At 46.7% G+C, this 20504-nt stretch carries 13 protein-coding genes; all 13 read left to right on the forward strand.

The genetic code is table 11. The features are described 5' to 3' along the window. Positions 1-404 precede the first annotated feature (404 nt). Positions 405-1268, forward strand: a complete 864-nt coding sequence (locus tag SCB77_RS16675; protein ID WP_320183134.1) for an AraC family transcriptional regulator — start codon at positions 405-407, stop codon at positions 1266-1268. Between the two features lie 96 nt (positions 1269-1364). Beyond that, a complete protein-coding gene (locus SCB77_RS16680; protein WP_320183135.1) occupies positions 1365-2264 on the forward strand; it encodes a dihydrodipicolinate synthase family protein in 900 nt (299 codons plus the stop codon). 4 nt (positions 2265-2268) lie between these two features. Then, complete coding sequence (locus SCB77_RS16685; RefSeq protein ID WP_320183136.1) at positions 2269-3729, forward strand: aldehyde dehydrogenase (NADP(+)); 1461 nt, start codon at positions 2269-2271, stop codon at positions 3727-3729. A gap of 103 nt (positions 3730-3832) precedes the next feature. Further along, positions 3833-4831, forward strand: a complete 999-nt coding sequence (locus SCB77_RS16690) for a 4-hydroxyproline epimerase (RefSeq protein WP_320183137.1) — start codon at positions 3833-3835, stop codon at positions 4829-4831. Between the two features lie 24 nt (positions 4832-4855). Further along, positions 4856-6115, forward strand: a complete 1260-nt coding sequence (locus SCB77_RS16695) for an NAD(P)/FAD-dependent oxidoreductase (protein WP_320183138.1) — start codon at positions 4856-4858, stop codon at positions 6113-6115. 25 nt (positions 6116-6140) lie between these two features. Then, positions 6141-7907 (forward strand): DUF885 family protein, encoded by a 1767-nt coding sequence (locus SCB77_RS16700; protein WP_320183139.1) that lies wholly within the window; start codon positions 6141-6143, stop codon positions 7905-7907. Between the two features lie 8 nt (positions 7908-7915). Then, positions 7916-9337 (forward strand): APC family permease, encoded by a 1422-nt coding sequence (locus SCB77_RS16705; protein WP_320183140.1) that lies wholly within the window; start codon positions 7916-7918, stop codon positions 9335-9337. Continuing rightward, positions 9327-11570: a S9 family peptidase gene (locus tag SCB77_RS16710; protein ID WP_320183141.1), complete on the forward strand. Its 2244-nt coding sequence runs from the start codon at positions 9327-9329 to the stop codon at positions 11568-11570. The genes SCB77_RS16705 and SCB77_RS16710 overlap by 11 nt, the downstream gene beginning before the upstream one ends. A 478-nt stretch (positions 11571-12048) precedes the next feature. Continuing rightward, positions 12049-15171, forward strand: a complete 3123-nt coding sequence (locus SCB77_RS16715) for a SusC/RagA family TonB-linked outer membrane protein (RefSeq protein WP_320183142.1) — start codon at positions 12049-12051, stop codon at positions 15169-15171. 50 nt (positions 15172-15221) lie between these two features. Then, complete coding sequence (locus SCB77_RS16720; RefSeq protein ID WP_320183143.1) at positions 15222-16718, forward strand: RagB/SusD family nutrient uptake outer membrane protein; 1497 nt, start codon at positions 15222-15224, stop codon at positions 16716-16718. A 20-nt stretch (positions 16719-16738) separates the two neighbouring features. After that, positions 16739-17389: a hypothetical protein gene (locus SCB77_RS16725; protein WP_320183144.1), complete on the forward strand. Its 651-nt coding sequence runs from the start codon at positions 16739-16741 to the stop codon at positions 17387-17389. 8 nt (positions 17390-17397) lie between these two features. Beyond that, the gene (locus tag SCB77_RS16730) at positions 17398-18378 is read left to right on the forward strand and encodes a hypothetical protein (protein WP_320183145.1); all 981 of its coding nucleotides are present in this window, start codon (positions 17398-17400) and stop codon (positions 18376-18378) included. Positions 18379-18417: 39 nt separating this feature from the next. Continuing rightward, positions 18418-20283 carry a DUF4859 domain-containing protein gene (locus SCB77_RS16735; RefSeq protein WP_320183146.1) on the forward strand — a complete coding sequence of 622 codons (1866 nt, stop codon included), beginning with the start codon at positions 18418-18420 and terminating at the stop codon, positions 20281-20283. The last annotated feature ends 221 nt before the right edge of the window (positions 20284-20504 follow it).

The following is a 20504-nucleotide window of genomic DNA, read 5'->3' on the forward strand; positions in this document are numbered from 1 at the left end:
TTTTTAATTTAAGGTCGTTTTCACATGGACTAGGTTAGCTAGCCTCAACAAAAGTAAGGCCTTGGACGTAGTTTTTTTTGTCGGATATTGGCCTTCATGCCGCAAAAATTAACCAAAGCTTTTCAGACATCGGTATCTAGGGGTGTTTGGTCGTGTCTGTGGTGTTTTATGGGGTGTTGTTTTTGATAAGTATCATCTTTTGCGAATGGGTATCCCTAAGAGAAAGAAGAAATAAAGATAGAAAGGGAATGCGAGAATGCGCTTATTGTATTTTAACCAAACATGACCTAATTTTCACCATAATCTTCCTTAGCTCTTGTTAATATTATCTTAATGTCGTAACTTTCATTCATACTAATCTGGAGTGTTAACAAAGGTTACTCACGATCTAACAAGGTTCTATTATGAAAATGATTCAATTTAATGTGCCCTCTCCAAAGGATAAGTCCGTGTATGTGCAGGAGGATAAGTTGTCTGACTTTTATCCTTATTTTCATAAACACGAAGAATACCAGTTCATGTGGATCGTTAAGGGCGAAGGGACGCTGTTTCTTGCAGATAGCTTTCATCCTTTTCGGGAGAACGATATTTTTCTTTTAGGACCCAACCAACCGCACGTTTTCAAACGCAATGCCGACTCTTTGGAACATACCGAAGTCGAGTCTGTATCTATCTTCTTTAATCTGAAAGGCTCACTATCCAGCTTGTTCCATATGCCCGAGCTAGGAAGTATCCTTGCCTTTATTTTGCAGAATAACAATGGCTTTAAAGTGCCCAACGCTTACACGGGCAGAATCAAGCGAAGAATCGCGCTGCTTAAAAAAGCTGACATGATGGATCAGTTACTCAGCTTTTTCTTCTTGCTAAAGGAGCTCAGCTTGGTATCACATGAACTCAAGCCTTTGTCGGTCACTACCGTGCTTAATAAAGACGATGGATTCCTACGTATCAACGATGTTTGTCGGTATATAAAGGATAATTTCAGAAGAGCGATCACCTTAGAAGAAGCCGCAGATCATGCAAACCTCACGCCGCAGGCTTTTTGCCGTTACTTTAAAAAACACACCGGCTTGACCTTTGTCAGCTATTTAAGTGAGTTGCGTATCCAAGAAGCTTGCAAACTCATTACCTCGCAACGGTATGAGAGTATCGGACTCGTTGCCTATAACTCCGGATTTAATAGTATCACAAATTTTAACCGCGTTTTTCGCTCTGTAACAGGTTTTTCTCCGAAAGAATACTACGGTCGATACAAAAATAATGTGTAGCATCGGGCATGTGTTAAAATATGGTGAGTTTTGATTAAATCTCGATTAGCAAATTACTCGAATAGGCCATAGTTTTGAAAAAAACAATTATTATTTATGGCTAATTTAAATTGGAGTGGAATTTTCCCGGCGATGTTAACACCATTTCACGAAAATGGTGAGTTAAACTTAGAAATGCTTTCTGTCAACATTGAAGCGCAGCTTGCTGCGGGGATTCATGGGTTGATTTTAGCCGGATCTTTGGGCGAAGCAAGTACATTGACTACAGACGAGAAATTCGAGTTGCTAGCATATACGTTAAAGGTGGTGAATGGCCGTGTTCCCGTATTGCTTAATCTTACAGAGAATACAACGAAGGCAGCAGTAGAGTTTGCTAAACGGGCAGAGCAGGAAGGTGCGGATGGTTTGATGGTGCTTCCTCCGATGCGTTATAAAGGAGATGATCGTGAAGTCGTTGCTTATTTCAAAGCAATAGCACAAAGCTCGGCATTACCGATCTTGGTGTACAATAACCCGGTTGATTATGCTACCTATATATCGTTGGATATGTTTGAAGAGTTGTTGCAGGAGCCAACCATACAAGCGGTCAAAGAATCAACAAGAGACTTAACAAATATTACTAGATTACGCAACCGCTTTGGCGATCGCTTAAAGATTCTTGGGGGTGTAGATACTATTTTCTTAGAGTCTATCGCACTAGGAGCAGATGGTATCGTCGGTGGATTGGTAGATGCTTTCCCGAAAGAAACCTACGCTATTTACGACTTGGTAAAAAAAGGTGAATTAGAAAAAGCATTAGAAATCTACAGATGGTTTATGCCGCTTTTGGAACTTGATATCCACCCTAAGCTCGTGCAATACATCAAACTTGCCGCCAGTAAAGTAGACCTTAGCACACCGTTCACACGTGCGCCTCGATTGGAGCTTGTCGGTGAAGAAAAAGAAGCTATTACTAAAATAATCGACGATGCATTAGCATCAAGACCTCAACTTTAATTTTATGCGTATTGATATGTCCAATGAACAAATCCATGCTATAGTTCAAGATTCTTTAATTGGATACCAGTATTTACAGAAAATTTCGCTGGCAGAGCGTGCTTCCTTGATGCACGCCATTGCCGACGAAATCGAAGCTTTGGGCGATGAGCTTATCCAAGCGGCCCATGCCGAATCGGCGCTACCCTTACCTCGATTGCAAGGTGAAAAAGGTCGTACCGTCAACCAGTGGCGATCATACGCCAACGCGGTGAAGACTGGTATCTATGCCGAAGCCCGTATTGATAAGGGCGATGGTGCCGCGAAGGCAGATATTCGAAAATATAACAAAGGGATAGGGCCTGTAGCCGTTTTTGGTGCAAGCAATTTCCCTTTCGCGTTTTCTACGGCCGGTGGTGATACCGCTAGCGCTGTAGGAGCGGGCTGTTCCGTTATTTTCAAGGAACATCCTGGACACCCCAATACTTCGAAGATCATGGCTGGCGCTATCGCGCAGGGCATAGCCAAATTTGGCGCTCCAGCCGCTGTGTTTGGCTATGTCGAGGGCGCAGCACATGCCGTAGGCGAAGCGCTGGTTCTCCATCCTGCGGTTAAAGCGGTGGCTTTTACAGGTTCTTTTCGTGGTGGTAAAGCCTTGTTTGACCTTGGCGCACAACGCCAAGAGCCTATTCCTGTTTTCGCAGAAATGGGTAGTGTAAACCCCGTGTTCGCACTGCCGAATTATTTGGCAGAAAATCTAGAAGCTTTTGCCACGCAGTACGTCGGATCCCTCACATTGGGCGTAGGACAATTCTGCACCAATCCAGGCCTCCTCATTGCCGTGAAAAGTGAAGCCCTCGATGCATTTAAAGAGCGCTTGGAAACCGAGGTGAAAAAAGTAGCCGAAGCAACAATGCTTCATGAAGGCATAGCACAAGCCTATGCGCAAGCAAAGGGCAAGCTGTCTAGCCAACCCGATGTGGCACTTATTGCAGAAGGTCTTTCTTCCGATTCATCGCAAGCCGTAGCTGCTCTTTACAGCACTTCTGCAACTACCTTTTTGGCGAATGCTGTTCTTGGCGAGGAAGTGTTTGGGCCTACTGGTCTCTTGATCGAGTGTGATGATGAAGCACAGTTGATTGCAGTGCTGCAGGCGCTAGGCGGCCAATTGACAATTACCTTTGCGGCTACCGTAGCGGATATTCAACAACAGGCTGACTTATTTGCGCTGGCGCAGGAAAAATGCGGTCGTTTGCTTTTCAACGGTATGCCTACAGGCGTAGAAGTGGTTTATGCCATGCAGCATGGCGGCCCTTTCCCTTCCACTACCGACAGTCGTTTTACCTCCGTTGGTCCAGATGCCGTAAAACGATTTTTACGCCCATTAAGCTTCCAAAATTGGCCGAACGAGTTTTTACCGTTGGAGCTTCAAGATGAGAATCCCTTGGCTATAGAACGGGTCGTTGACAACAACAGAACCGTCTAATAGTCGATATATACCGAGGCACAGCATAGGGGCACGCAGAAGATTTCAAGATCTTCACTTGGCCCTATGCTGCTACCGGTTCTTTTAGCAGTTAAGTAAGCAAATGAAAAAGACATTTTTTTGTATAGACTCCCATACATGCGGTTGTCCTGTTCGCTTGGTAGCAGGGGGCGCGCCACTTCTTCGCGGAAACTCCATGATGGAGCGGCGTTTGCATTTTATGGAGGAGTATGATTGGATCCGTAAAGGACTGATGTTCGAGCCTCGTGGTCACGATATGATGAGCGGAAGCATGCTTTACCCTCCGGTAGATCCACAGAACGATATTGCCGTGCTCTACATTGAGACAAGCGGCTGCCTCCCTATGTGCGGGCATGGTACCATAGGTACCGTGACGATAGCTATTGAAGAAGGCTTGGTTATCCCGAAAATTCCCGGCAAGCTACGCTTAGAAACACCAGCAGGCCTGGTGTTGATCGATTATAAGCAGGTGGGTGAGAAGGTGGAAACCGTGAAGCTGACCAACGTACGGTCTTTTCTGTACAGTGAAGATCTTGTTGTCGACTGTCCCGATCTTGGTGAGATCCGAGTGGATGTGGCTTATGGCGGTAACTTTTACGGTATCATCGATCCACAGGCAAATTTTGAAGACATCAGTGCTTTCACAGCCAGCCAGTTGATCCACTATGGAAAGATCATCCGTCGCCTGTTGAATGAGAAATATGAGTTTATCCATCCAGAAGATGCCAATATTCACGGGCTAAGCCATATACAATGGACGGGCAAACCAACGAAGGAAAATTCTTCGGGGCGCAATGCGGTACTCGTGGGGGAAAATGCGCTCGATCGTTCTCCCTGCGGAACGGGTACATCAGCACGTATGGCACAATGGTTTGCAAAAGGTAAGTTGAAGGCGGGCGAGGCATTTATCCACGAGAGCTACATCGGTTCTCAGTTTACGGGCAAAATCGAAGACGCCGTCACGGTGGCTGGAAAACCGGCTATTATCCCTTCCGTAGAAGGATGGGCACGAATAACGGGCTACAACACCATATTTATCGATGATAATGATCCTTATAGAGAAGGATTTCAAGTAATGTAATTTTAAAATAATAAGAAGCGTAACGTGGAAACAAATAAAGGAACCGTGGTGGTTATTGGTGCTGGGATAGCGGGGCTGTCATCAGCTTTTTATTTAGTGCAGGAAGGATGGAAGGTTGTTATTCTAGAGAAAAATACGCTGGAAGACAACTGTTCCTATGGCAATGCGGGGATGATCGTTCCGAGCCATTTTACACCGTTGGCGGCACCCGGCATTGTGGCGCAGGGGATAAAATGGATGTTCGACAGCAAAAGTCCGTTTTACGTTCGGCCAAATTTGAGCTGGAACTTGGTAGACTGGGGACTCAAGTTTTTAAAGCATGCCAATAAAGCTCATGTGGATCGGCATGCCGAAGCAATACGCGATCTGAACCTATACAGCAGCGGCTTATACGACGGCTTGGCGGAAACGCCCGGTTTTGATTTCGAGCTCGAGCAAACGGGTATTATGATGCTCTATAAAAGTAAAGAAGTACAGCATGAAGAAATAGAACTCGCAAAGCGTGCACAAGATTTGAACCTGGATGTGGACATCCTCGATGCCCAGCAGGTGCAAGCCTTGGAGCCTCAGCTGAAGCTGGATGTTTTGGGCGCTGCCTTTTACAAATGTGACGGTAAGCTGTATCCACCGAAACTGATGCAGCAGTTGATTGATTTCTTGAAGGCGCGCGGGGTAGAGTTTCATCCGCAAACGACTGTAACCAACTTTGTGCGATCTGGACAAAAAGTGAAGGAGGTATTGACGAACAAAGGTAGTTTTGCCGTTGATGAAGTGATCGTGACGGCTGGCGCCTATTTGCCGCAATTAACCTCCAAATTGAGCCTCAAAACACCGTTGATGCCGGGTAAAGGCTACTCCTTTATGTACAGCCCCGAAGAAAATAAAACATTGAAACATGCGGCGCTGCTCTTGGAAGCGCGTGTGGCAGTGACGCCGATGAATGGCCAAATCCGCTTTAGCGGCACCATGGAACTGGGATCGGCTAATGACACGATATACAGCAATCGAGTGAAAGGTATTGTTGAATCCATACCGAAATATTTTCCCGAGCTTGATGTGGCCTATCCAGAAGACAAGATATGGTTTGGCTATCGTCCATGCCCGCCTGATGGCCTTCCTTATTTGGGCCGAGTGTCCAAGTTGTCCAATGTCACGATCGCTGCCGGTGGCGGCATGATGGGACTCAGTCTAGGGCCTGCATTTGGAAAGGCTGTCGCCGACATATTGGCCGGCCGAAAAACCGAAACCGATATCAGCGCTTTCAGTCCGGATAGATTTGATTGAAAAACATAAATAACCTCTGTAAATTATGACATCGATACGTAAACTAACCAGAAATTCAGTCCTCTGTCTTTCGCTACTCTTTTCCTACCAAATGACCACTGCACAAAACGAAGATCTGTATGCACATACCACGCCGATAGAACCACTCATCGTCCAATACGGGCATGATGTGCAGGCGATAAACTATTTTTATGGGCCTATGCCCAAAGGCTGGGGAAACCAGTATGCGGCGGCATCTCCCGAGCAGATACAGCGTTTACTGACGCTTGATCAATCCTACCTCGACAAGCTTAAAGCATTTCCATACGCTAAATTGGAAACCAATGGTCAGGTAGATTTTGTTTTGCTCAAGCGCAAGGTGACGCAGGATATGGAGGAACTACAGGGCAATAAACAGACCTATGAACGTCTGGCAAAGTTCTTACCTTTTGACAAGGCAATTTACGATTGGGAGAAATTGCGGAGAAGGGGTACGGTTATCGATGGCGAGGCTATCGCAAAGACACTGGACCAAGCGGCCAAAAGTGTGGACAAAGCGCAGGCCGATCTGGAGTCGGTAAAGTCCTTGCCCTATCAGGATGTTAATTTCCTGAAGGAGACGTTAAACTCCCTAAAGCTACGCTTATCTAGCGCTTACGACTTTTACAATGGCTACGATCCGATGTTCTCTTGGTGGGGGCCTGCTGCCTATAAGAAGTTGGTCGAGAAATTGGATGCTTACAGTGAAAAGCTGGCAGCAAAAAGCGACTGGAAAGTATTTGACGATGGTAGCATGATTGGCGGAACGCCCATTGGTCGTCAAGAACTGAACAAACAGTTGAAGGACGAGATGATCGCCTACACGGCAGATGATCTGCTTCGCCTTGCAAACCAAGAGTTTGCTTGGTGCGAGGCCGAACTACTCAAAGCATCCAAAGAAATGGGTTTTGGCAACGATTGGAAAGCCGCTCAGGAGAAAGTGAAAAATTCTTACGTACCGGTAGGCCATCAGCCCGAGCTGATTTTGAAATTGTATAATGATGCCCAACAATTCATCCAAAAGAATGAACTGATGGATATCCCTGCCTTGGCTGATGAAACTTGGGGTATGATCATGATGACCCCTGAGCGTCAGTTGGTGAATCCCTTTTTCACGGGAGGGCGTGAAATCAGTATCTCGTACCCAACAGATGGAATGACGCAGGAGCAGAAGCTCATGAGTATGCGTGGCAACAATCCTTACTTTTCACGAGGAACGGTGCAGCACGAGCTGAACCCTGGCCACCACCTGCAATACTTTATGAACAGAAGGCATAAGCCCTATCGCGAACGGGCCTTCAATACGCCATTTTGGACGGAAGGATGGACCCTATACTGGGAGCTCTTACTATATAGCAAAGGGTTTGCCCACACGCCCGAAGAGCGTATCGGTATGTTGTTTTGGCGTATGCACCGCTGTGCTCGGATAACCTTCAGCATTAAGTTCCACTTAGGCGAATGGACCCCACAGCAATGTATAAACTATTTAGTCGATAAGGTCGGATTCGAGACTGCAAATGCTCATGGTGAGGTGAAGCGCTCGTTCGAAGGTGGTTACAGCCCGTTGTACCAGTTGGCCTACCTCGTGGGCGGGCTACAGTTGATGAGTATCAAAAACGAGCTGGTCGACAGCGGCAAGATGTCGTATAAACAGTTTCACGATCAAGTGATCAAGGAAAACTATATGCCCATGGAGATGCTACGCGCAATCATGACCAAGCAGAAGCTTGCTGCGGATCATGAGGCTACTTGGAAGTTTTACAAGTTCAACTAGAGACATCCATGGAAAACACGAATACGTCGTTCCATAAATCTATGGGACTGTTGGATGCCACCATGCTGGTTGCCGGCAGTATGATCGGATCCGGAATTTTTATTGTTTCGGCCGACATTGCGCGCAACACCGGTTCGGTGGGTTGGATGATGTTGATTTGGGTGATCTGTGGATTTATGACGCTTACCGCTGCGCTGACCTATGGGGAGCTAAGCGCCATGTTTCCCAAAGCCGGCGGACAATATGTATATCTTCGGGAGGCTTACAACCCACTGGTCAGTTTTGTATTCGGATGGACCTTCTTTGCGGTTATCCAAACAGCGACTATTGCTGCGGTAGGCGTAGCCTTCGCGAAATTCACTGCTTACCTGTTTCCTTTTTTGGATGAGGATGTCTATGTGCTGGTCTTGGGCGATTACCACGTATCCTCTGCGCAGTTACTTTCTATTGGCGTGATCATCCTCCTGACTTTTATTAATTCCCGAGGTATTAATAGCGGAAAAACTGTTCAAACCACCCTGACCCTCATCAAAATCGTTAGTTTACTTCTGTTGATCCTTTTCGGATTTTTGGCGCTTAAGCATGAAATTTGGAAGATCAACTGGTTGAATGCAGATATTTGGAACCTTCGCCGCTTAAATTTTGATGGTTCTTTTGACGATTACAGCACATTTGGTGCGTTCGGCGCCATATCTGCCGCCTTGGTAGGGGCGCTGTTCAGTAGCGACTCTTGGCATTCGTCATCGTCCGTTGCCGGCGAGATCAAAAATCCCCAACGCAACATTGGATTAAGTTTAGCCTTGGGAACCACCATTGTGACCGTTATTTACATCCTGACCAACTTGATGTATACCGGGGTGTTGGATCTGCATCAAATGGTCAATGCGCCGAAGGATCGCGTGGCCATGAGTGCGGCGCAAGAAATCTTCGGGCCGGTAGGCATTACTATTATCGCCGTGATGATCATGATCAGTACCTTCGGGTGTAATAATGGAATCATCCTTTCCGGTGCCCGTGTATACTATTCTATGGCGCAGGATGGACTGTTCTTTAAGAAGGTCGGAACCTTGAATAAAAATGCTGTCCCTGCTTATGCCTTATGGATTCAGTGCTTGGTGGCCTGCCTTTGGTGTTTGAGCGGCAAGTATGGCGATCTGCTGGATATGATTACCTGTGTGGTCGTTGTATTCTACGTTCTTGCCGTTGCGGGTGTTATCCGCTTGCGCATCACGCGGCCTGATTTGGAAAGACCTTATAAAGCTTTCGGCTATCCAGTGCTGCCCATCATTTACATCATTATGGGCTTAGCCTTTATTATCCTTATGTTGGTGTACAAACCCGATTACACCGTCCCAGGTATATTAATTGCGTTGGCCGGCGTCCCTATATTCTATTTTGTTAACAAGAAGCCTAAGAACCATGTACAATAAATATTTTCAACTCCTTGTTTTCCTTGTCGGAACAGCCAGCGCCTCCATGGCGCAGGGCACCGTCGACGACTACAAACGGGCTCAGGAGCTCCGCGGAAAAATCAGTAATAAAGTCTACCATGTGCCAACGCAGATTCAGTGGAATGAGTCTGGAACATTGGCTTGGTACGAAAAGAATACGGCATCGGGCAAGAATTACGTGCTTGTAGATCCGGTAGCAAAAACAAAGAGCCCACTTTTTGAGCTCAAAGCCCTGACCGATGCTTTGCAAGCGGCGACCGGTAAGCCGGTAGACGAACGAGCAATCTCGACCGAACGTATGAAACTGGTCGACAAAAACCCGCTGGAGTTAGTCTACGATGGCTATACTTGGGCTTGGGATCGGACTGCGGAGAAACTGCAAAAAAAAGAAGAGGTAAAAAACGATCGCCGAGGCGGCTATTGGGGGCAGCGTTTTGATGATAGCAAAGCTGAACCCATAGAGTCACCAGATAAATCACAAGTAGCCTACATCAAAAATAGCAATATCTATGTGGCTAAGAAGGGAGATCCGAAATCAGAAAGACAGCTGACGTTCGATGGTAGTACAGGTGAATATTACGCGGCGCATTTACATTGGTCGCCCGATGGCAAAAAGATAGCAACAAGCAAAGTACGCAAGGCCGAAGTGCGGATACTCACGTTGTTGGAATCGTCGCCACTTGACCAGTTGCAACCGAAATTGCAAACGCGTGACTACCCAAAACCAGGGGATGCCTTATCACAGTATTGCCCTGTTGTATACAACTTGGAAAAGAACAGCCTTTTCCAAACCGACAAAGCATTGATCGATAATCAATTTTCGGTCAGTCGCATCGACTGGCGGGACGATAGTCGTGCGATCACTTTTGAATTTAACAAACGTGGACACCAGCAGTACGCTGTTGTCGAGTTGGATGCGGTAGTGGGAGCTAGTAAATACCTGATCAATGAGACCAATAAGACCTTTATCGACTACAGCGGAAAGCGCTATCGTTTCGATATTCAAGACGGTAAAGAAATTATATGGGCTTCCGAACGCGATGGATGGAACCACCTTTATCTTTATGACGGGCAAACAGGAGCCGTAAAAAAACAGATTACCAAGGGCGAGTGGGTCGTTCGCCGCGTTGTCTCGGTTGACACCACAGCGCGTGAAATTGTTTTTGAAGCAAGCGGCAAAAATAAGGGCCAAGACCCGTACTTCACACATTACTACCGCATTGATTTTGATGGTAAGAACATGAAGGAACTCACCAACGAGAATGCAAACCATACGGGTTATTTCAGCCCTGGTAGTGCCTATTTCGTTGACGTATTTTCGCGGATTGATCAGGCACCACAGGCGGTATTGCGTGATCAGTCGGGTAAAGTGTTGATGCCCTTAGAGCAGGCTGATGAGCAAGCGTTGCTTGCTACCGGTTGGAAAGCGCCTGAAGTTTTTACATCCAAGGCGCGCGATGGAAAAACGGATATCTGGGGTATTATCATCCGCCCGACTAATTTCGATCCGCAAAAGAAGTATCCCGTTATTGAATACATTTATGCTGGTCCGCACAGTTCCTTCGTTCCGAAAACTTTTATCCCGAATCCTAGCGGCATGCAAGAGCTTGCTGAGCTTGGTTTTATCGTGGTGCAGATCGATGGAATGGGAACCTCAAATCGCTCAAAAGCATTTCAGGACGTATGCTGGAAAAACCTCAAAGATGCCGGTTTCCCGGATCGTATCCTATGGATGAAAGATGCAGCAAAAAAATATCCTTCTATGGACCTCGAGCATGTGGGAATCTATGGGACCTCCGCCGGAGGGCAGAGCTCCACTGCAGCGGTCTTGTTCCATCCCGAATTTTATAAGGTTGCTGTTTCATCCTGCGGATGTCATGACAATCGTATGGACAAGATTTGGTGGAATGAGCAGTGGATGGGATGGCCTATTGGACCCGAATATGCCGCATCATCCAATATTGAGCATGCATCTAATTTGGAGGGTAAGCTCATGCTTATCGTTGGTGAACTGGATGACAACGTCGATCCTTCCTCAACCTACCAATTGACGAATGCTTTGATCAAAGCCAACAAAGATCATGAACTGATCCTCGTACCCGGTATGGGGCATTCCTCCGGCGGTGACTATGGCGAGAAGAAAAGGAGGGACTTTTTTGTGAAGCATCTCCTTGGAACCAATCCACCAGCGTGGAATAATAATGCCAAGTAGTCCATGTCAGGATTAAGCTGTTGGTAAACATAAAGCTACCACCTAGCTTCCCCGCAAACGAATAATCTAGTCAACCCTACATCATAACCCGAAGCCACCTCATTCTGCAGGTGGCTTTTTTGTTGTTCCTACCGCAAAATCAACGATAGATCGTCTCTTCTTTTATCCATTTTTCAAAACTCTTTCCAGCAACTCCTCCGCTTAAAATTGGGATTTATAATAAGTGTCAATTTAACAGTTAAAATATGGTAATGAGTAGGCAAAATCCGACTAAAATATAGTCTTACGTTCCGCTAAATTTGGTTTATAGAGTTGTAACTAATCAATTACAAAAGCTGCTAACCCTTGCGCGACCGACAACAGTCGGGCGTGGCTACCATGTGACCGAAATTCTATAAGTATTTGACGGATAGTGAATTGATTTTATTGATTGACATTTTTGAACATAACTATATACTTATTAAATCAAATTATGAATATGCATGAACACCCCCCAAGAAAAATCCTGTTTGGAATTTTAACCCTGTTGTTTCTGCTGGGCAATCAGCTTTATGCACAACAACGAATGATCAGCGGCCTAGTGAAAGACGAACGCGGGAATGCCTTGGCGGACGTCTCCGTTTCGGAGAAAAACAGCAAGAACGGAGCTAAGACAGATGTCAGTGGAAAATTTCAAATCAATACCAGTACAGCCCTTCCGGAGTTGATATTCAGTTCGGTAGGTTATCTAAAGCAGACCTCGGTCGTGGCTGCCGGTTTGGCGGAGATGAACATTGTGTTAAAGGAAGATGGTGCCGGAATAGAAGAGGTGGTGGTGTTGGGATACCAAGAGGTCAGCCGGAAGAAAGTGACTGCTGCCGTGACTACCATCAAAGGGAAGGAGATTGAAAATATTCCCTATCCTACCTTTGACCAAATGTTGCAAGGACGTGTGGCCGGCTTGACCGCTTTGAGTGCATCGGGCGAGCCGGGAAGCAACGGTGTTGTCAACATTCGGGGAAGCAATAGTGTTACCTTGGGCGGCGTCAGTTACCCTTTATATGTTATCGACGGTATGATCTATGACGTTAACGATATGCCCAATGCCTACGGCAACAACCCGCTGATTTCGATCAATCCCAATGATATCGAGTCCATTGACGTGCTCAAAGATGCCGCGGCTGCAGCGATATACGGCTCTCGTGGCGCAAATGGCGTGATCATGGTGAAAACCAAAACGGCGAAAGCTGGTGCTCCACCACGATTCAACCTCAATTTCTACCAAGGTATAGCCACCAAGCCTACCTTGCGGTCGGTTACCGTTGGTGCGGGCGAGCGTCGGCAAAAAATGGATCTGCTGCATAGGATGGGCGTTTGGGAAAATTTGGCTAACCTCTCCATGTTCCTGACCGACAGTTTAAATACGGCTTTTAACAACAACAGCGATTGGCAGGGTATTTTCATCAAAACAGCCCCCACAACCAATGTGGATGCCAGTATGGATGGCTCGTCGGGTACCACGCAATATCGCCTGTCTATGGGATATTACAAGGAAGATGGTTCGATGATTGGTTACGGCCTGCAACGCTTTGCGCCAAAGCTCAACCTCACGATCAATCCCTTTGAGCGCGTTCGGCTTACCACAACCTTAAATCCAACTTTTGTGGATATAAAACACGGCTTCGGCGATGGTAATAATTTCCCCTTTACCACTTGGAGCTTTCCTTCCTCGTTCTGGAAGCTAACTGATCAACAAATCACGGCCTACCGAGGCGAATACGATACCATGGATGAAGATGTGACAGCGACTATTATGTCTAACACGCAGCTCAACATCGATATCTTAAAAGATTTAAGGTTTACCAGTTCATTTTCCTACACCTATAATAACAACCGTCGCGATTGGGTGCACAGTCGTTTTATCAACGGTACGGGTGCAGACAATGCCTACAATTGGGGGAATCTCACGAAGGTTTGGGAAATCGAGAATTACCTAACTTGGACAAAGACTTGGAAAGACCATACCCTAAACATAGTGGCTGGTCAGCAGGCGCAGCAGCAAAGTAATAAAAGGACCTATGCATACGCTTACGATGTGACGGGAAGCACCATTTACAATATGTCGCCGGGAAATGATCTTTTCGCGGAGACCTTTGTCGAACAGAGGGAGCGCGTAGCCGCTTTTGGACGTTTCAATTACGATTATAAAGGAAAATATATCTTTTCGTCCAGCTATCGCCGCGACGCCTCTTCACGGTATAATGTTTCCAAGCGCTGGACAGATTTCTATTCCTTTTCGGTAGCCTACAATATGGCCGATGAGGATTTCTTTGAACCGCTAAAAGCGACGATGAACCAGTTTAAATGGCGTGCCAGCTACGGTGTGACCGGAAATGACCCGGCCAACTACTATGCGCAGTATAACCTCTTATCCAGTAATGCAACCTACTATAATTCATCGTTTGGACAAGGCGCTTCAGCGAGAGCGACTACCTATAATGGAACTACCGTCCTGCATCCAAATTATGACTCCTATGCAGGTAATCGTAACCTGACTTGGGAGAAATATCCCCAGTTCAACGTAGGTCTTGATCTCAGCTTTTTTGAAAGTCGCTTTAATCTCACGACAGATTGGTATGTTCGGGATGCCCAAAATGTGTATTACAGTGATCTCGTTGCACCGACCACTTCGGGCTATGCCCAATATAGCGGCAACGTGATCGACCTGCGGAACACCGGCGTGGAGTTTACCCTAAACGCGGATATCCTGCCCCGCAGCAATAAATTCCAATGGAACAGCACTTTTACCTTGGCGATCAATGATAATTACATCACCAAATTGCCCAATGGTGGACAGGATCTTGTCGTAGGCCCGGCTTGGATGCAACAAACACTGACCGTAGGAAAGCCTCTATTTGCTTATAAAGTATGGGAAGTGGATGGGGTATATGCAACCGATGCGGAGGTACCTACGGATCCTTTAACAGGAACGAAGATGACCATGTTGGGGGCAACCATGCGCGCTGGCGACCCTATCTTAAAAGACCAAAACGGAGACTATCGTATTGACGAAAACGACAAAGTGGATTATGGTAGCCCCAATGCGCGTGTCACGGGTGGATGGGTCAACACATTTGCGTACAAAGGTTTCTCGATGTCGGTACTATGTAGCTTTATACAAGGACGTCGGGTTTGGAACGGATACACTTCGGATAAGTTGAACGGAACGGCGGCAGATATCTATCAGCGCTGGGGCACCATTGCTGGACCTTCTACCTTGGACGGGCTAAATTACTGGGAAGGCCCAGGTGATACGGATGCGGAATTTGGAAACATCACCAACACCAGCATAGACCGCTGGCATATCGCCCAATCGCACTTCGTGGAAGATGGTAGCTTTTTCCGCATCAAGAATATTATGTTGGGCTACGCACTTCCGACGGATTTGGTAAGCCGCTGGAAGCTCAAAAGCGCCCGCCTGTTCGGGATGATTGATAATGTGTATCTAAAGAACAATTCCACGCTGCCCGATCCAGAGGCCGTTCGGCCCAATGGTTACAGCGATGGAAATGGATATCCGCTGGTACGTAAGTTTACGCTCGGTGTTAATTTGATCTTTTAACAATAACGACCAAATAACACGATTTAAACATATTTCAAATGAAAAATCCGATGAAGAAATCATATATATTTTTTGCAGCACTCGCTGTCACCTTATGCCTCACGGCATGTAATAAATTTTTGGATGAGGAGCCCATCAGCTCCAAATCCAGCGAGACCTTTTGGGAAACCGAAAAAGATGGCAATTCGGCCGTTGCCAGTATGTACGCGCTACTACGCCAAGGGATGAATAATGGTCTTTTCCATTACGCGCACGGCGACTTACCCACCGATATTTTTAGCTCGGATCGGGACCTTGGCGGTGAAGACTTTAACTACATCCAAGATGCCGATTGGTCTATCGCCATCCCGGCGGCTAGCACCTGGCGCGTCATGATGCGGAATCGGCGCTTTGATCATTTTTACAGCGCCATTGTGCAAGCCAACAATTGTTTGGCCAACCTGCCTCGGATTCCTGCGGCAAACTTCGATACGGAATACGAGACCTCGATCCGTCATTTTATTGGCGAAGCCTATTTCGTACGCGCTTTTGCCTACTTCTATATGGCGCGTGTTTGGGGCGGTGTTCCTATTGTCAGCGATCAGGTGAGTACGGGTCTCGACATGACCAATTACCAACGCGCCAGTGCAGAGGATGTCCTGAACAAAGCCTTGGAAGATGCCTTGACGGCAAAAAGCTATCTCGGGTGGGATAACGTATCTACCGTCGATAAACATGTGCGTGCCAACAAAGGAGCGGCCTTGGCTTTGCTGGCGCATATTTACGCTTGGAAAGCCGACTATGCAAACTGTGAACTTGCTGCCAAAGAGCTGATGAACAGCAACTATTATAGTTATGCCTCGCGGACGACCTACACGGATATTTTTAAAGGAAATTCTACCGAGGGGATTTTTGAAATAGCGCAAAACAGCAGCACGGAAGCCGCCGCCGCCATGATCGGTTCCTTTACGCTAAAGACACCTTATTTAACCACGAATACTGGTAATGCCTTATGGCCATTAGATACCCTGACCTTGCGACAAACCCTTTTCACCGATCGCAGTGACCTACGGGTGCAGCATGGTTTTGATTTCTTTGATACGGGCGATCCGATCTGTTTAAAATATAAAAACCTCTCCTATACATCTAGTGGTACAGCTGTAATGCCTTTGTATATGAGTAATATTATAGTCTTTCGTTTGTCGGATATTGCCTTACTACTGGCCGAGGCCCATGCCTACCAAGGCGAGTATAGCGCTGCCCGCGACTTGCTGAACCGCATTCGGGGCTTAGCTGGCTTGGGATCATCTACGGTAGCTAATGCGGATCTCTTTGAAGCGGTAATCAATGAACGAGGAAAGGAGCTTTTTCTGGAAGGACATCGTTTCTATGATCTTGTGCGCCTAGCCAAAATAAAGGGCGTCTATCGCTTTGGCTCCGGTGGATCTGCGAAAATTTCAAGCAGTGAATTTCAACAGGGGAAATATTATTGGCCTATTGATCCGCTCTTGATCAGCAATAACCCCCTATTTGCACAAACCGCATACTGGTCTTCTGAAATGCAATAAACACGATTAGATTTTGTAGAATGAAAACATATATCAAACTTATTTTGTCGGCAGGGCTATTATCCTTGCTGCTGTTCCAGACCTCCTGCAGTAAGGAGGACTATTTGACGGATACGGGGTTGCATCAAGCGCAAACACCGCTCGATGCCTACGACTATTTAGCTGCGCATCCCTACCATTATTTTGATACGCTGCTGACGATCATCGATCATTACAACCTGAAAGAAGAAGTCAATTCCGCCGGTACTTTCTATGCACCAACTGATCGTTCGGTCAACCTGTTTATCCGGCAAAAACAAACAGCGCTGCGTTTGGAGGACGAGGATGCTGTTTATACCTTGGAGAGCCTTTTTGAGGATCTTCCGGCCGATTCGGTCAAACAATACCTTTTTAATGAAAAAATGACCTTAGATCAGCTATCAACAACGGAGACGACCTACAATACCTTGGGAACGACCGCTGTCAAGATACAAAAAGTGTTACAGACAGATGCAGCTTACTATACCTGGTCTACCACCCCCGTCTACTTCTTGTATTACATTAAGGATGTGGGTGCTGCTACACCCACACGGGTGCAATGTCAAACAACGGGCATATTGACCAAAAACGGGACGGGAACTATTTTACATGTGTTGGCAAACACGCATGTGTTTTCAAGCTTTACCAATTAATGTTTTAGATGATGAAGAAATTTTTAATCAAACCAGTACTATTCGTCGCTTTGCTGGGTGTACTGGTTGTTTACGCATGCAGCAAGCCCGAGATCGGCTACCTTAGTGAACACATCTTTTACTTGGCCAATCCATTCCGTGTGGAGCAGGGAAAGACAACCTATTCCTCGCCGATTGTCGGTAATGGATCCACGAATCCTTTATCCGTGAGCTTGCTGAAGGTGAAAGACAATAGCGGTAAGGACATCACCGAAGATTTTACGGCGCCCCGCATGATTTACACCTTCGTGGATCAGATAACGAGTGAGGATAATACCCTGGAGAAGCTCGGTCAAAAAATCAAAGATAGCTTGGTAACGCCCTTTCAGATCAATCCTTTAGGCGGACGCCTAGAGTTTTCTGCGGCCACTTCCTATTTACCGACAGGTACATTCAATATCGATGTGGAGGTAAGCAATAGTAAAGGTAAAAGAACCTTGAGCGATGCCTGTGCCATAGAACTGATCCCTTTAACGACCACCCATACGATTGCCTACAAAAGGGTGAACAACGATGATGTGTATTATACTGAAGATGCTAACATCTTCGTGGATGTAAAGCACGAGTCGGGCACAGAAGGTTCTTGGTGCATTTACAAATTTGTTGACAAAAATGGTGAAATCTTGAGCCCTGCAGATGGTGATATCGTCCGCCGATCAAATACCTTTCCTTATTTTACGGACTGGAATCCTTATTACCCGTTAACCGTTACCGATACAGCACTGGTTCATCAAATGCCCGACTATGGGATCACCTTCCCATATTTCTCGGTCCTTTCTGTGGGGGGCACCCGCTGGGAGGATGCCAATATGCGGAATGATTTTAAGATTCCTGCCGGACGCTTGAATGAAACTAGCAAGGACCTCAATGGCCTGATATCGTTTAAGTTTTATACCTCGGGTACTTTTACCATAACTACGCACTTACGCAGTTTCACCAAAGCGAATTAAAAGATCGAAGCGAGTTATGATGTTCATTTAAAAACAGAAATGATGAAAAACAAACTGATAAAAATAGCAATGCCGCTGCTCATGCTGCTAGGCGTGGGAATGACGGCATGTAATAAAGCACTCTTGGATCAGGCTGCAGCCCAGCAAATTCAACCTCTTCCTGGAGAAGAAACGCCAGCCGACAATGATACGCTTGCGATCTACGTACCGCAGGAGTTCGGCGATATGAACCTGTACAATAACGTCAGTACTTGGTCTTATAACCGTAGCCGCGAATCCACGCACTTTATTGTCTTTTGGGGAGCGGGATACGGTACAAACGACCCCAATGCAGCGGCGGTGCCCGAAGTGTACCGCGTGGATATCGACGACCTGCTTAGCAAGGCCGAGCAGTTTTATGCCGTCAATATCAATACGCTTAAGTTTGCCGAACGGGGCGTCGGCAAGTCCAACTTGGACAAATACAAAATGATGATATTTCTGCATTACACCACCGAATGGATGGCCTATGGCGGCGGCTATGACGATACCATAGGCGCACTGTGGATCAATCCGGCGACCTGTAAGCCCGTCGGTTCGACCATTGCCCACGAGATCGGGCATAGCTTTCAATATCAGGTATTTGCTGATTTGAAAGGTGGCGCCGGTTTTCGCTATGGATATGGTGGCGACGGAGGCAATGCATTCTGGGAACAAACAGCACAGTGGCAGGCGCACCAAACTTACCCAGCAGAGGCTTTTTCCACATACAATTTCACCGTTTATACGGAGAACTACCACCGCCATATTCATCATGAATGGCAGCGTTATGCCAGCTATTTTATCCATTGGTACTGGGCGGATAAGCATGGTATTGATATCGTTGGCAAAATTTGGCGACAAGCTGTGCAACCGGAGGACCCTATACAGGCCTACATGCGCATTACCGGCATTAATGTCAATCAATTTAATAATGAGATCTATGAGGCGGCCACTCGTTTTGTTACTTGGGATCTACCTACTACCAGAACTATCGGCGAAGCTTACATCGGGAAGCATACCAACAAATTCGCCTTGCAGCAAAATGGCAGCTACCGCGTCACCTACGATCGTTGTCCCGGTACAACAGGCTACAATGTAATTCCTTTAGAACTGCCCGCGGCAGGCACGCAGGTGACCACCACCTTCAAAGGTTTGGCCAATGCGGCGGGATTCAATACTGTAGATGCCAGTCGTGCGGGCTGGCGCTACGGATACGTTGCGCTGTTGAACAATGGCACCCGTGTGTATGGCGATCGTCATGAAGGGACAGAAAACAATGTTTCCTTTACTATTCCGGCCAACTGCAGTAAGCTGTGGTTTGTGGTAACGGGTGCACCGTCGGTGTATCAACCACATGCTTGGGACGAGGAGGAGAGCAATGACGAACAGTGGCCCTACGAAGTCAAATTCACCAATACCGGTATTCTAGGCTTTATCGATGCTGGGGCAGAACCCCGCAGTGTAACCTTGAATAAAGAAGTGAATTTCGCCTATAGCGCAACAGATTACTCTGGTGCTACCGTCGCTATCGATGCCGCACAATTGGCCGCTGCATTTGCTATACAGCCAACCGAAGTAGCTACTTTGCTTAGCAGCGGACAGATCAAATTCTACGCCGTAGAAGCAAATGGAACGCTCAATGCCACAACAACGGCCAATGGCTATGGACACTGGCTAGATGCCAATGGCAATGTAACCACTTGGGGAAATAATTCGGTTATGTTTTCCGAGTTCAATGCAAATGATCTCAGCTGCTTTATCGGACAATATCCAGGTGCCATGGTGAAAGGAAATCAATATACCATACGGCAGGCATTGGTCTATACCTATGCGACAGGCAAGACAGCACAGGCTACTTTTGTCTTCAAGGTGAATGTGCAATAGCGCATATTTAAAACATACTACATGAAACTAAAATATCGGGGGTCGCTGACGCAACCCCCGAATATTTATACCCTTGTTTATCAACAATCTCCTTGTCCGCCAATCGGCCGTCTCGTTCTGTTCGCTAGCTTGCTGGCCGTCGCTTGGTCAATATACGATTGTGCTTGGTTAAGATACTCTAAGCAATCGCCCTGCTGAATGGCTAATTTAGCAAGTCAATA

The sequence above is a fragment of the Sphingobacterium bambusae genome (assembly GCF_033955345.1).
GTDB classification, from domain to species: Bacteria; Bacteroidota; Bacteroidia; order Sphingobacteriales; family Sphingobacteriaceae; genus Sphingobacterium; species Sphingobacterium bambusae.